Origin of the sequence: Comamonas testosteroni TK102 (genome assembly GCF_000739375.1) — a bacterium.
GTDB classification, from domain to species: domain Bacteria; phylum Pseudomonadota; class Gammaproteobacteria; order Burkholderiales; family Burkholderiaceae_C; genus Comamonas; species Comamonas brasiliensis.
The window spans coordinates 218,273-231,542 of record NZ_CP006704.1 but is presented as its reverse complement, the minus strand read 5'-3'; the positions used below and the strand labels follow the sequence as shown (position 1 = coordinate 231,542).

At 65.3% G+C, this 13,270-nt stretch carries 11 protein-coding genes; 7 read left to right on the top strand and 4 right to left on the bottom strand.

Features of this window, described 5'->3' with window-relative positions:
- Positions 1 to 12: 12 nt before the first annotated feature.
- The 5 genes from glnK (at position 13) to O987_RS00955 (ending at position 5,126) form a co-directional block, all read left to right on the top strand.
- The gene (glnK, locus tag O987_RS00975) at positions 13 to 351 is read left to right on the top strand and encodes a P-II family nitrogen regulator (RefSeq protein ID WP_003059648.1); all 339 of its coding nucleotides are present in this window, start codon (positions 13 to 15) and stop codon (positions 349 to 351) included.
- Between the two features lie 39 nt (positions 352 to 390).
- Positions 391 to 1,743 (top strand): ammonium transporter, encoded by a 1,353-nt coding sequence (amt, locus tag O987_RS00970; protein WP_043370515.1) that lies wholly within the window; start codon positions 391 to 393, stop codon positions 1,741 to 1,743.
- A 133-nt stretch (positions 1,744 to 1,876) separates the two neighbouring features.
- The gene (gene glcE / locus O987_RS00965) at positions 1,877 to 3,025 is read left to right on the top strand and encodes a glycolate oxidase subunit GlcE (protein ID WP_003059650.1); all 1,149 of its coding nucleotides are present in this window, start codon (positions 1,877 to 1,879) and stop codon (positions 3,023 to 3,025) included.
- Between the two features lie 18 nt (positions 3,026 to 3,043).
- A complete protein-coding gene (glcF, locus tag O987_RS00960; protein WP_043370513.1) occupies positions 3,044 to 4,297 on the top strand; it encodes a glycolate oxidase subunit GlcF in 1,254 nt (417 codons plus the stop codon).
- Between the two features lie 76 nt (positions 4,298 to 4,373).
- The gene (locus O987_RS00955) at positions 4,374 to 5,126 is read left to right on the top strand and encodes a ProQ/FinO family protein (protein ID WP_051962101.1); all 753 of its coding nucleotides are present in this window, start codon (positions 4,374 to 4,376) and stop codon (positions 5,124 to 5,126) included.
- A gap of 55 nt (positions 5,127 to 5,181) precedes the next feature.
- On the opposite strand, the gene O987_RS00950 is transcribed toward O987_RS00955, so the two are convergent.
- On the bottom strand, positions 5,182 to 6,612 hold the full coding sequence (locus tag O987_RS00950; protein WP_003059653.1) for an aldehyde dehydrogenase family protein: 1,431 nt from the start codon (positions 6,610 to 6,612) through the stop codon (positions 5,182 to 5,184).
- A 136-nt stretch (positions 6,613 to 6,748) separates the two neighbouring features.
- Complete coding sequence (locus tag O987_RS00945; protein WP_043370509.1) at positions 6,749 to 8,875, bottom strand: PQQ-dependent dehydrogenase, methanol/ethanol family; 2,127 nt, start codon at positions 8,873 to 8,875, stop codon at positions 6,749 to 6,751.
- A 161-nt stretch (positions 8,876 to 9,036) separates the two neighbouring features.
- On the opposite strand from O987_RS00945, the gene O987_RS00940 reads away from it, so the two are divergent.
- Positions 9,037 to 10,188: a helix-turn-helix domain-containing protein gene (locus tag O987_RS00940; RefSeq protein WP_043375988.1), complete on the top strand. Its 1,152-nt coding sequence runs from the start codon at positions 9,037 to 9,039 to the stop codon at positions 10,186 to 10,188.
- Between the two features lie 117 nt (positions 10,189 to 10,305).
- Positions 10,306 to 10,821 carry an AmiS/UreI family transporter gene (locus O987_RS00935; protein WP_043370508.1) on the top strand — a complete coding sequence of 172 codons (516 nt, stop codon included), beginning with the start codon at positions 10,306 to 10,308 and terminating at the stop codon, positions 10,819 to 10,821.
- Positions 10,822 to 10,879: 58 nt separating this feature from the next.
- On the opposite strand, the gene O987_RS00930 is transcribed toward O987_RS00935, so the two are convergent.
- Both O987_RS00930 and lplT read right to left on the bottom strand, forming a co-directional pair.
- Positions 10,880 to 11,764 carry a DMT family transporter gene (locus tag O987_RS00930; RefSeq protein ID WP_003059657.1) on the bottom strand — a complete coding sequence of 295 codons (885 nt, stop codon included), beginning with the start codon at positions 11,762 to 11,764 and terminating at the stop codon, positions 10,880 to 10,882.
- Between the two features lie 81 nt (positions 11,765 to 11,845).
- Entirely contained in the window at positions 11,846 to 13,147 is a 1,302-nt protein-coding gene (gene lplT, locus O987_RS00925; RefSeq protein ID WP_043370506.1) for a lysophospholipid transporter LplT, read from the bottom strand.
- Positions 13,148 to 13,270 lie beyond the last annotated feature (123 nt).

The following is a 13,270-nucleotide window of genomic DNA, read 5'->3' as shown; positions in this document are numbered from 1 at the left end:
CAGGAGCCCGTCATGAAAATGGTGATCGCCATCATCAAACCCTTCAAGCTCGACGAAGTGCGTGAAGCTCTTTCCCAAATCGGTGTCCAAGGCATCACCGTGACCGAAGTCAAGGGCTTTGGCCGTCAGAAAGGTCACACCGAGCTGTACCGCGGTGCCGAGTACGTGGTGGACTTTCTGCCCAAGCTGAAGATCGAGGCCGCGATTGCCGACGATCTGGTGGACGCCGCCATCGACGCCATCGAGGGCGCGGCCCGCACCGGCAAGATCGGCGACGGCAAGATCTTTGTGCAGGCGCTGGAGCAGTCGATCCGTATCCGTACAGGAGAAACCGGCGACGCGGCCCTGTAAAGGCCCAGTCTCTCTGGAACCGTTTTGAGAAAGATTGCCATGACCAAGAAATTACTGAGCGCAGGCCTGGGACTGGGCCTGCTGGCTGCAAGCGCTGCTGGCTTTGCCCAGGAAGCCGCCACCGCTGCCGCCGCCGCAGCACCTGTGGCCGAAGCCGCAGCCGAGGCTGTTCCCACCCTGAGCGCCGGCGATACCGCCTGGATGCTGACCTCGACCATGCTGGTGATCCTGATGGTCATCCCCGGCCTGGCGCTGTTCTACGGCGGTCTGGTACGCAGCAAGAACATGTTGTCCGTGCTGGCACAGGTCTTCGTGATCTTTTCGCTGATCACCGTGCTGTGGGCCATCTATGGCTACTCGCTGGCCTTTGGCGGCGAGGGCAAGTTCTTCGCGGGCTTCGACAAGCTGTTCCTCATGGGCATCACGCCTGACACGCTGTCGTCCATGCTCAAGACCATCCCCGAATACGTGTTCGTGGCCTTCCAGTCCACCTTCGCGGCCATCACCGTGGCGCTGATCGTGGGGGCGTTTGCCGAGCGCATCAAGTTCGCGGCCGTGATCGTGTTCTCCGTGCTGTGGTTCACCTTCAGCTACATCCCCATGGCCCACATGGTGTGGGGCGGCGGTCTGCTGGGTGCCGATGGCGCGCTGGACTTCGCGGGCGGCACCGTGGTGCACATCAACGCAGCCGTGGCTGGCCTGGTGGGTGCCTACATGCTGGGCAAGCGCATCGGCTTCGGCAAGGAAGCCCTGCCTCCGCACAGCCTGACGCTGACCATGGTGGGCGCTTCCCTGCTGTGGGTGGGCTGGTTCGGCTTCAACGCCGGCTCTGCCGGTGCCGCCAACGGCATTGCCGGCCTGGCCTTCATCAACACCATCCTGGCGACCGGCGCTGCCGCCATCTCCTGGATCGTGGCCGAAGCGCTGCTGCGCGGCAAGGCCTCCATGCTGGGCGCCGCCTCGGGTGCCGCGGCCGGTCTGGTGACCATCACGCCCGCCGCCGGTTTCGTCGGCCCCATGGGCTCCATCGTCATGGGCATCATCGCCGGCCCTCTGTGCTTCTGGGGCGTCTCCGGCCTGAAGCACATGCTCAAGGTCGACGACGTCTGCGACGTGTTCGGTGTCCACGGTGTCGGCGGTATCCTGGGTGCCATCCTGACCGGCGTGTTCTGCGCCAAGGGCCTGGGCGGTATCGAGCCCGAGGGCTACAACATGGCCCATCAGCTGTGGGTGCAGGTCGAGAGCGTGCTGGTGACCATCGTCTGGTCCGGCGTGGTCTCCTACGTGGCCTACAAGATTGCCGATCTGACCGTGGGTCTGCGTGTCTCGGAAGAGTCCGAACGCCAAGGCCTGGACATCACTTCCCATGGTGAGGTGGCCTACACCCGCTAAGCGGCAGGCTCTTCGCAAGTTCAGTTTCATTACGTTGCCCCGCAGTGCAAGCTGCGGGGCTTTTTTTATTCACGCCTGCTTTTCAAAAAAATCAAAGATCGGCCCTTCCTGCCCCGGGGGCACCCCGGCTACCATGCAGGCCATGGATTCAGCCACCAGCCAAATCAATCAGCTCAGCGAGCGCATTCGCGCCGCTGCCAGTGACAAGACCCCGCTGCGCATCTGCGGCGGCGGCAGCAAGGACTTCTACGGCCTGCGCCTGCAGGGCGAGCCGCTGTCCACGCGCGCGCTCAGTGGCATCGTCAGCTACGAGCCCAGCGAGCTGGTGGTCACCGTGCGCGCCGGCACGCCGCTGGCCGAGCTGGAAGCGGGCTTGGCCGCCCAGGGTCAGTGCCTGGCTTTCGAGCCGCCGCACCTCGGCGCCGCCAGCACCGTGGGCGGCATGGTCGCAGCAGGCCTGTCCGGCCCGTCGCGTGCCAGCGTGGGTGCAGTACGTGACTTTGTGCTGGGCCTGGAGATGATCAACGGCCAGGGCGAGCTGCTGCGCTACGGCGGCCAGGTCATGAAGAATGTGGCCGGCTATGACGTCTCGCGCCTGATGACGGGCAGCTGGGGCACGCTGGGTCTGATCACCGAGGTCAGCCTCAAGGTCCTGCCCGTGGCTCCGGCCGAGGCCACGCTACGCTTTGACGCCTGCAGCCAGGCGCAGGCTCTGGACTGGCTCAATCACTGGGGCGGCCAGCCTCTGCCGCTCAATGCCAGCAACTGGCTGGAAGAAGACGGCAAGGGCACGCTGTATCTGCGACTGCGCGGCGCCCGCGCCGCCGTTCAGGCCGCCACGCTGCGCCTGGGTGGCGAGCGGCTGGACAACGATGCCGTTGCCGCCGACTGGAGCGCCAGCCGCGATCTGAGCCTGCCCTGGTTCCAGCAGCGCGCTGCCGATCATTGTCTGTGGCGTCTGTCCGTTCCCGCGACCGCAGCACCGCTGCAATTGCCCGGCGATGCCATCGGCCCCTTGATCGACTGGCATGGCGCACAGCGCTGGGTGCAGGCCCCGCGTTCGGCCGCAGCAGCCTTGCAGCAGCTGGCGCAGGCAGCCGGTGGTTCCGCCTCGCTTTTCAGGGCCGAGGAAGGCAGCCAGACAAGCGCCAATAGCGATCTCGACACGCATGCACAGGCCAGCCCGGCAGGCCGCACATCGGCACAGCTGCATGCCCGCCTCAAGCAGGCCTTCGACCCCGCCGGCATTCTCAATGTGAACCGTCTCTCGGCGCATTGGTAAGAACAAGGACAGCACCCCATGCAAACCAATCTCGCGCCCGAATACCGTGCCACGCCAGAAGGCCAGGAAGCCGAAGCCATTTTGCGCAAATGCGTGCATTGCGGCTTCTGCACCGCCACCTGCCCCACCTACCAGACCCTGGGCGATGAGCTGGACGGCCCGCGCGGCCGCATCTATCTGATCAAGCAAGTGCTCGAAGGCCAGACGCCCACGCGGTCCACGCAACTGCACCTGGACCGCTGCCTGACCTGCCGAAACTGCGAATCCACCTGCCCCAGCGGCGTGCAGTACGGCCATCTGGTCGACATCGGCCGCAAGATCGTCGATGAACAGGTCGAGCGCCCCACGGGCGAGAAGCTGCAGCGCTGGCTGCTCAAGGAGGGCATGAATTCCCCGCTGTTCGCCCCCGCGTTGAAGCTGGGCCGCGCCGTGAAAGGCCTGCTGCCCGAGTCCCTGGGCGAGAAGATACCAGCCGCCCAGGATGCCGGGGCCTGGCCCGTGCGCGAGCATGCGCGCAAGGTGCTGCTGCTGGCAGGCTGCGTGCAGCCTGCCATGATGCCGCGCATCAACTACGCAACGGCCCGCGTGCTGGACGCCGTGGGCGTGCAGACCGTGATTGCCGACAAGGCCGGTTGCTGCGGCGCGGTGAAATTCCACCTCAACGACCAGGACGGCGGCAAAGCCCAGATGCGCGCCAATATCGACGCCTGGTGGCCGCTGGTGGAACGCGGCGAAGTCGAGGCGATCGTGATGAACGCCTCGGGCTGTGGTGTCACCGTCAAGGAGTACGCCCATCTGCTGCGGCTGGAGCCGCAATACGCCGACAAGGCCGCGCGCATCAGCGCCTTGACCCGCGACCTCAGCGAATTGCTGCCCGACATGCTGCCCGAGCTGGTGGACAAGCTCAAGGACCGCATCACCGCGCCCCGGGCCCCCGTGGCCTACCACCCGCCCTGCACGCTGCAGCATGGGCAGAAACTGCGTGGCGGCGTGGAGGCGGGCCTGCGCGAGCTGGGCTTCGATCTGCGCGTGGCGCGCACCGAATCCCATCTGTGCTGCGGCTCTGCCGGCACCTACTCGGTGCTGCAGCCCGACATCTCGCACCAGTTGCGAGACCGCAAGATCGCAGCACTGGACGAGCCGTTCGCGCCCGAAAAGCCGGCGGCGATTCTCTCGGCCAATATGGGCTGTATCGTCCATCTGCAAAACGGCACCGAGGTCCCGGTCATGCACTGGGTGGAGCTGCTGGATCAGGCGCTGGCCACCGGCTGACACCCCCGCATGCCACTGCAGTTTGCAATGCTGGCATGATTGGGGGTTTTGTTTTCCCAGGCCCACGGGCTTTGCCATGACTGAAATCGTGTCTGAATCACAAGAGCAGAAAGCCACGCAAGCGGCATCGCAGCACAGCGTGCAGGACTCGCAGCCCGGCTCACGCTCGCGCCGAGGCGGCCGTGGCCGCCAGAACCCGGCTCCTGCCGCCAAAGCCACCCCGCAGGCCGCACGCCCGCAACACCCCTTGCTGGAGCAGCTGGCGCAGTGGCACCCAGCCCTGTTCGGCGAGCAGTTGCTGCCCTTCAAGCGCGGCATTTTTGAAGACCTGCTGGCCGCCCACCCGGAGCTGGACAAGGACGCACTCAAGAGCGCGCTGCAGCAGCACACCCGCTCCGGTCGCTATCTGGCGGCCATGGCCAGCGGTCAGCAGCGCCATGACCTGAGCGGTCAGCCCGTGGAAGCCACGCTGCCCGAGCATGTGCACCACGCGCTGATCGAAGTCTTCCGCCGCCGCCAGCAGCGCACGCAGGAAGACCTGACGCCCAAGCTGCGCAACCGTATCGTCGTCGCCTACGAAGCCTCCGGTCTCACGCGCGAGGAATACGCCGAGCGCGTCCAGGGCCGTGACGAAAAGACCAATGCCCTGGTGGCCGATGCGCTGGCCGAGGCCGACGCCCGTGCCGCCAAGGACGAGGCGCTGCTGCGCTCCTTCGAGCTCAGCGGCCAGACTTCGGAGCAGGAGTTCGCCGAGATGTACGGCATGAACCCGCGCCAGGTCGCCCAGCAGCTGGAACGCGCGCGTCGCCGTCAGCAGAATATTCAATAAAAAAAGCTGCTGACGCCCATCAGATAGGCGCCAGCAGCTATTGATTTTGAATAGGTCAGGCCGCGCCGTAGCCCATGACGGCCTTGGTTTCCAGGAAATCGCGGAAACCATGCTCGCCCCATTCACGGCCATTGCCTGACTGCTTGTAGCCGCCGAACGGCGCATTGAAGTCAGGCCCCGCACCGTTGAGGTGGACCATGCCTGTGCGCAGTCGTGCGGCCACGCGGCGCGCACGCTCCAGGCTGCCCGACTGCACATAGCCCGAGAGGCCGTACACCGTGTCGTTGGCCATGCGGATGGCGTCTTCCTCGTCATCGAAGGGAATCATCACCAGCACGGGACCGAAGATTTCCTCGCGCGCGATGGTCATGTCGTTGCTCACGTCGGCAAACACCGTGGGTTTGACAAAGTAGCCCCGGGCCAGCCCCTCGGGGCGGCCTGTACCGCCTGCCACCAGGGTCGCGCCCTCTTCAATGCCCTTGCGGATCAGGGCCTGGATCTTGCCCCATTGCGCCTCGCTGACCACGGGGCCCATGTGCATGCCCTCGGCCAGCGCATCGGCTACGGTCGCTGCGGCGGCGACGCTACGGGCAATCTCCACGGCCTGCCCATGCAAGGCGCGCGGCACGAACATGCGCGTGGGAGCATTGCAGCTCTGGCCCGAGTTCATCAGCACCGCCTGCACGCCCTGGGTCACGGCCTTTTGCAGATTGGCGTCATCCAGCACGATGTTGGCGGACTTGCCGCCCAGTTCCTGGGCCACGCGCTTGACGCTGTCGGCCGCAGCCTTGGCCACGGCAATGCCTGCGCGCGTGGAGCCGGTGAAGGTCATCATGTCTATGTCGGGGTGGGAGGACATGGCTTCCCCCACACCGGGGCCGTCGCCGTTGACGAGGTTGAAGACGCCGGCCGGCACGCCCGCCTCGTGCAGCACCTCGGCCACGAGCAGGGCATTGAGCGGCGCAACCTCCGAGGGCTTGAGCACCATGGTGCAGCCGGCAGCCAGGGCCGGAGCGACCTTGCACATGATCTGGTTGATGGGCCAGTTCCAGGGCGTGATCATGCCGACCACACCCACGGGCTCGTGCACGACGGCCGTGCTGCCCTGCACCTGTTCGAAGGCGAAGTTCTTGAGGACCTCGATGGTGGAGCCCAGATGGGCCACGCCCATGGCGGCCTGTGCCGCCTTGGACAGCCACAGCGGCGCCCCCATCTCCTGCGAGATGGTCTGCACAAAGTCGCCGTAGCGACGCTGGTAGACCTCCAGCACCTTGGCCAGCAGGGCCAGGCGCTCTTCGCGGCTGGTGCGCGAGTAGCTCTCGAAGGCGCGGCGCGCGGCGGCCACGGCCTTGTCCACGTCGGCGGCCGAGCCCATGCTGATGCGGGCGATGGCCTGCTCGTTGGAGGGATTGATGACCTCCAGGCTGCGCGGGCTGACCGGATTCACCCATTGGCCGTCGATGTAGAACTGCAGATGGTCTTGCATAAGGCTATTTCCTTGGTGTCGAGTCAAAAGAAGAGGTTTGCGATCTGGGGCCGCCGGTGCGTGGCTCGGGCGCACCGGTGGTCCGGCGGCCCGGCGGCCCGGCGCACCGGCGCACCGGCGTGGTGGAGTGCTGGCTTCAGGGCTTGGGCCGGATGGCGTCCGCCGTGCCCTGGATGAAGGCCTTGAGGGACTCCACGTCATCGCCCGACAACTTGCCCGTGAAGTCCGGCATGCCGCGCACCATGGCCGGGCCCTTGAAGACAAAGTTTGGCAGGTTCTCGATATAGCTCGCGTCCATGTAACCCAGATTGGGAATGTTTCCGCCACGGTCCACGCCAGGCACGCCGTGACAGAAAACGCAGTTGGCCACATACAGCATGGTGCCGGCCTCGACCTTGGCGGGGTCGTATTTCACGCCCTGCAGCAACTGGCCGGTGCGCTGGGCCACGAACTCCGGCATCCTGGCCTTGCCGCCCACGACGAAGGTATAGACCGTGCCCGGGCCCTGGCGCTCGGTGGCGCGCGCAGCCAGACCGTAGACACCGCCCCAGCCCACGGCCACAGAGACATACTGCCTGCCGTCCACCATATAGGTGCTGGGCGCGGCCACCACACCGGTGCCCGTGGGCGCTTCCCACAGTTTCTCGCCCGTGGCCGCGTGATAGGCCACGAGGCGGCCATCAGCCGTTCCCTGGAACACCACATTGCCCGCCGTGGTCAGCGTGCCGCCGTTCCAGGGCGAGACATGCTCCACGCTCCAGGCGGCCTTTTGCGCAACGGGGTCCCAGGCCAGCAGACGACCAAAGGGCTTGCTCTTGGGCGGCTCGGCATTGAAGAACTTGGCCGTGTTCCAGCCGGTGCCCGACTGGGGCTTGCCCGGTCCGGCCTGGTTGAACTCCCATTTCTTGTCGTCCATCAGGTTGACGGGCACGTTCTGCGCAGGCAGATACACCAGGCCCGTCTGGGGGTTGAAGGACATGGGGTGCCAGTTGTGCGCGCCATATGGGCCCGGCACCGCGTCCTGGGGCTTGCTGCCGTCGCGCGCTGCGGCAATGCCGATGGGCTTGCCGTGCTTGTCGTAGCCGCTGGCCCAGTTCACGGGCACGAAGTTCTTGGCCGAGATGAACTTTCCATTGGTGCGGTCGAGCACGAAGAAGAAGCCGTTCTTGGGCGCATGCAGTATGACCTTGCGCGGCTTGCCGGCGATCTTGATGTCGGCCAGGATCATGGGCTGGGTGGAGGTGTAGTCCCAGTTGTCGCCCGGTGTTTCCTGATAGTGCCACTTGTATTTGCCGGTGTCGGGATCCAGGGCCACGATGGAGGCCAGGTACAGGTTGTCGCCGCCCTTGGGGCTGCGCACCTTGTGCGACCAGGGCGATCCATTGCCCGTGCCCACGTACATGGTGTTGAGTTCGGCATCGAAGGTCATGCTGTCCCACATGGTGCCGCCGCCGCCGGCCTCCCACCATTTGCCGCTGGGGTCCCAGGTCCTGGCGGCGCGCTTCATGGACTCGTCCTCGAAGGGTTTGGAGGGATCGCCGGGTACGCTGAACCAGCGCCATTTCCGCTCCCCGGTCTCGGCGTCATAGGCAGTGATATAGCCGCGCACGCCATATTCGGCGCCGCCGTTGCCGATGATGACCTTGCCCTTGAACACGCGCGGGGCGCCGGTGATGGTGAGCGACCCCTTCTGCCCCTCGAAGGTATTTTGGTGCCAGACCTCCTTGCCGGTGGCGGCATCCAGCGCGATCAGGCGGCCATCCCACGCCCCCACATAGACCTTGCCCTTCCACAGCGCGACGCCGCGGTTGACGACGTCGCAGCACCCCTTGAAGCCGGTGCTGCGGTCGATCTGCGGGTCATAGGTCCAGATCCTGTTGCCGGTACGGGTGTCGATGGCATGCACCACGCTCCATGAGGCGCTGACATACATGATGCCGTCCACCACGACAGGCGTGGCCTCCACGCCGCGCGTGGACTCGAGGTTGTACGACCATGCCAGGCCCAGGTCCTTGACGTTGGCGGCATTGATCTGATCGAGGCGGCTGTAGCGGGTCTCGGCATAGTCCACGCCGATGGTGGGCCAGTCAGGCGTCCTGGCGGCATTGGCGCGGATGAAATCGCCGTCGACGCGCTGCACGGCAGCAGCAGCCTGCGCTGCAGGGCCGGTTTGCGCAAAAGCCGCTGCGCTGCCCAGGCAGGCGGCCAGCAGCCAGACCATGCGGCCCGGCCATCCATGAGAGTTGTCGATCAGCCGTTCCATCGAGGTCTCCTGTTGTGATTGCTATGCCGCAAAGCATGGTGTATCGCCTGTTTTTCTTCAAGATCGGGATTTCCCCAGGCTCGAACTGTTCCATTGCGGAACACATTGACCGCTCCTGCGAACAGCCTGGACATGACATGAGCGTTGATGAGCCACGCGCGATGGACGCGCTACAGCAGTGCTTCTCGAGCACCGGAGCGGAGCGGGCCCTGCAGGCTCGCCGTCAATTCTTCGAGGCCGGCATACGTCCCTCGGGCCTGGTCAGCGAGGCGGTCATCCAGTCCTGGCTGCGCAGCCAGCGCCAGCATTGCAATGGACGGCGGCTGGCTCTGGCTCCCGTCAGCCCCAGCCGGCTGCATGCCACGCAGGAGCGCTGCCGCGGCCTGCTGCTCGCGCTGCAGCACGAGCTGCCGACCCTGGAGCAGGCCCTGGCGGGCACCGGCACGCGCGTGATGCTGACGGATGACAAGGGCATCGTGCTCCATGTCTCCCCGGCATCCATGCGGCCCCGTGACGAGAGAGTCGGCCTGAACATGTCCGAGCAGGCCATGGGCACGACCGCACCGGGCATCGTCGCCGCCACCGGCCAGGCCTGCACCGTCACCAACGGCGAGCACTATTTCGACGAGCTGTACGCCTTCCGCTGCGCAGCAGCACCGATACGCGACGTGCACGGCCGCCTGGCCGGGGTGCTCAATCTGATGGTGGAGGAGCAGCATTTCAGCTTCGACGCCAGTCCCGTGGTCGGCATGTACGCCACGACCATCGAAAACACCTTGCTGCAGGCGCAGTCGCACGAGCATCTGGTGCTGCGCTTTCAGGTGACGCCAGCCCTGCTGCATACGCCGCTGCAGGCGCTGATGGGCGTGGCCGCCGATGGCCACGTCGCCTGGATGAACGGCACCGCCGCCCAGCTCATCGGCCAGCCCGGACATACAGCGTGCAACGCGCAGGAGCTGCTGGGCCTTGATCTGCCGCGCTTGCTGCAACTGAGCGGCCAGCCCGGCCCCGCGCCGCTGCGCCTGGCCAGCGGCCTGGGCATCTGGATGCAGGCGCATCTGCAAACTTCGCACGGCCTTGGCTCGCACCTGGACGCAAGCAGCGAGCAAGACCAGGCCTGCCCCTTAGCCCCCGAAGCAACGCATGTCCCCGAGGCGCAGCCTCTCGCGACGCTGCGCGAGCACAGCGCACAGCTGATCAGGGAGACGCTGGACCAGCATGGCGGCAATGTCTCCCAGGCCGCCCGCGCCCTGGGCATCTCCCGCGGCACGCTGTACCGCCGTCTGCGCGGCGGTCGGGATGGGGAGTTCTGAGCCCATTCCCGACCCACGGCGCAAGACTCTTTTGCGTTCACCCAGGGTTACGCCCCGCCCCGCACGGCCCCACAATCCTCGCCGCGCTGCACCAGCCTGCAGCCAAGGAGCTTTTGTATGTGGTTGGGTTTGTCGCTGTTTTATGTGGGTGCGGTGCTGTTTCTCAACGGCCTGTGGATGCTGGGCAAGATTGCCGACAAGGAAATCTGGGTCATCAACATCTTCACCGGCGTGGTGTCGCTATGCATCGGTCTGGCCAGCATCTTCGGCCCGGCAGCCGATGCGGCATCGGTCAAGAGCGGCGCTCTGACCTTGCTGTTTGCCTTCACCTATCTCTGGGTGGCTTTCAATCGCTTCAGCGGTGCCGACGGCCGGGGTCTGGGCTGGTTCAGCCTTTTCGTGGCGATCACCGCCGTGCCCGTGGCCCTGGATTCGCTGACCAGCGCCAGCTCGGGGCTGGACTGGTGGATGGGCGTCAATTGGGCCGCCTGGGCCGTGCTCTGGGCCTTGTTCTTCGCACTGCTGGCCCTGAGGAAAAGCATTGAGCGCCCCACGGGCTGGCTGTGCATCGCGCAAGGCGTGCTCACGGGCTGGGTGCCCGGATACCTGATCCTGGCCGGCAAGCTCCTGTAACCCAGCCAGCGCTCCGCTGCGGCGCGGCTCCTGCAGGATGCTCTGGTGTCGTGGCGGGCTACTTTCTCGGGGTTCTGCCCAAGGTCGCCAGCAACGCCGCACCCATGATGAGGGCGCCACCGGCCAGCGTGCGCGCCGAAAGCGCCTCATGGGCGATCAGCACCGAGGAGACACTGGCAAACACCACTTCGCTGAGCATGACCACCGAGGTCACGCCCGAAGGCAGATGGGCGGCACCGAATTGCAGGGCCCAGTTGCCCAGCATCAGCAGCACGGCCAGACCCAGCGCCACCAGGGCCCAGCTGCCGTCAAAGGCCGGAAAGCCAGGCACCACGCCCAGGCTGCTGGCGGTCAGGGCTGTCAGCAGGCCCATGCTCATGCAGCCGGCAAACATGGCCAGCATGCGGGCCTGGGCCGGAATGCCTTGAAAGCGGCGCAGCAGCACATTGGTCAGCGCGAACATGAAGCCGCCAAACACGGCCAGCGCATCGGCCAGGGTCAGTCCGGCAAACAGCCCGGAGAGCGAGGCATCGGCGGGCAGCAACACCAGCACCACACCGCCAAAGGCCAGCAACAGCCTCAGCAGCGCCATCGGCGTGGGCTTTTCGCCCAGCAGCTTCCAGGCCAGCAGCACCGCCCAGGCCGGCATGAGATAGAACAGCAGGATGACGCGCACCACGTCACCCACGGTCACGGCCCAGTTGAAGGCCACGTTGTTCAGGCCCGAGCTGGCCGCCAGCAGCAGGAGCACCGGGTATTGCCAGGCCTGCCTGATGCTGGCCGGGCGCAGTGTCAGCAGACCGGCCAGCACCAGTGCATACATCAATGCCGTGGCCCAAAGCGGATGCAGTCCGGCCTCATGCATGAGACGAAACGGCCACCATGACAGACCCCAGATCAGGGCATTGAGCAGCAGCGCAAATACAGGCAGTGGACTATGCATAAAAAAGGCTTCTAACGCTTACCCTACAAGCGCTAGAAGCTATTGATTGTGTAGTGAATGCAGCGCGCCGGCTGCAGGGCTTCAATGGCAGTCGCGACGAGCGATGTCCAGCAGTTTCTCGACCTCTTGCGGGTGCTTTTTGCAGTTATTCCAGTGCCAGAGGCCGATCAGCACCATGGTAGCGGCGACCAGCAGACCGAATACCGTGATCGCACCAAAAGCAGTCAATCCCATTTTGGTGGACAGGCTGTAGAAGCCGCCCATGGCCAGGATGGCCAGCTGCTCGTTGAAGTTCTGCACCGCAATCGAGCGACCCGCACCCATGAGGTTGTGGCCGCGGTGCTGCAGCAGCGCATTCATGGGCACGACCAGAAAACCGCCCAGACCGCCAAGCAGAATGAGGAAGGGCACGGCCACCCAGAGATTGTCGATAAAGATCATGCAGACCACGAGCAGACCCATGAGCACGCCCATGGGAATCACCCGCGTGGCGTTGTCCAGGCGCATGCGCATGGAGGCCAGCACCGCACCGACGGCCGTGCCTATGGCGACCACCCCCACCAGGGCCGATGCCTGGGTGGTGCTGTAGCCCAGGGCCGCAGCGCCCCAGGCCAGCACGATATAGCGCAAATTGCCCGATGCGCCCCAGAACAGCGTGGTCGTGGACAGCGAGATCTGACCCAGCTTGTCAGCCCACAGGCGTTTGCTGCAGCGCCAGAAATCGGGCAGCAGGCCCAGCAGATTGGCCATCAGGCTCTTGCTCGGGTCTTCACGCAGCGGACGCATGGCCACGCCCGTCAACGGGATGTGCAGATTGAACCAGGCCGCCACGATGTAGATCAGGATCAGCACGGCAATCGCTGCCTCTGCCGGGCTATCCACGCCGGTGTTGAAATACGGGAAGTCAAAGCCCAGCAGATGCTCTGAGATGGTCGGCCCCACCAGTTGGCCACCCACCAGCACCCCCAAGATGATGGAGGTGATGGTCAGGCCCTCGATCCAGCCATTGGCCTTGACCAGCTGGGAGGCCGGCAGCAGCTCGGTCAGGATGCCGTACTTGGCCGGCGAATAGGCCGCTGCGCCCAGGCCGATGACAGCGTAGGCGATCAGCGGATGATGGCCGAAAAGCATCATCAGACAGCCCACCACCTTGATGGCGTTGCTGATGAACATGACCCGCCCCTTGGGCAAGGCATCCGCAAAGGCTCCGACAAAGGGCGCCAGAACCACGTAGAACAGTGCGAACATGGGCACCAGGGCAGCACGTTGCCACTCCGGGGCACCATTGGCACGCAACAGCTCTACAGCGGTCACAAACAAGGCGTTGTCTGCCAGCGAGCTGAAAAACTGCGCTGACATGATGGTGTAGAAACCGCGCTTCATGAATTAGCTGTAACTGGCACCGGGCGGACCGATGCCAAGAAATAAGAGACCCCGTGGCAAGTGACTGGCGGTTATATCACGCAGGCTCCGGCTGACAGTGCCAGAATCCCACTGGTCTGATTG

Bases quoted from the DNA above. Each gene is read 5' to 3' on its own strand.
- O987_RS00930 (WP_003059657.1), bottom strand. From the start codon at position 11,764: ATGCATAGTCCACTGCCTGTATTTGCGCTGCTGCTCAATGCCCTGATC.
- O987_RS00940 (WP_043375988.1), top strand. From the start codon at position 9,037: ATGGACGCGCTACAGCAGTGCTTCTCGAGCACCGGAGCGGAGCGGGCC.
- glnK (WP_003059648.1), top strand. From the start codon at position 13: ATGAAAATGGTGATCGCCATCATCAAACCCTTCAAGCTCGACGAAGTG.
- O987_RS00945 (WP_043370509.1), bottom strand. From the start codon at position 8,875: ATGGAACGGCTGATCGACAACTCTCATGGATGGCCGGGCCGCATGGTC.
- glcE (WP_003059650.1), top strand. From the start codon at position 1,877: ATGCAGGCCATGGATTCAGCCACCAGCCAAATCAATCAGCTCAGCGAG.
- amt (WP_043370515.1), top strand. From the start codon at position 391: ATGACCAAGAAATTACTGAGCGCAGGCCTGGGACTGGGCCTGCTGGCT.
- lplT (WP_043370506.1), bottom strand. From the start codon at position 13,147: ATGAAGCGCGGTTTCTACACCATCATGTCAGCGCAGTTTTTCAGCTCG.
- O987_RS00950 (WP_003059653.1), bottom strand. From the start codon at position 6,612: ATGCAAGACCATCTGCAGTTCTACATCGACGGCCAATGGGTGAATCCG.
- O987_RS00935 (WP_043370508.1), top strand. From the start codon at position 10,306: ATGTGGTTGGGTTTGTCGCTGTTTTATGTGGGTGCGGTGCTGTTTCTC.
- O987_RS00955 (WP_051962101.1), top strand. From the start codon at position 4,374: ATGACTGAAATCGTGTCTGAATCACAAGAGCAGAAAGCCACGCAAGCG.
- glcF (WP_043370513.1), top strand. From the start codon at position 3,044: ATGCAAACCAATCTCGCGCCCGAATACCGTGCCACGCCAGAAGGCCAG.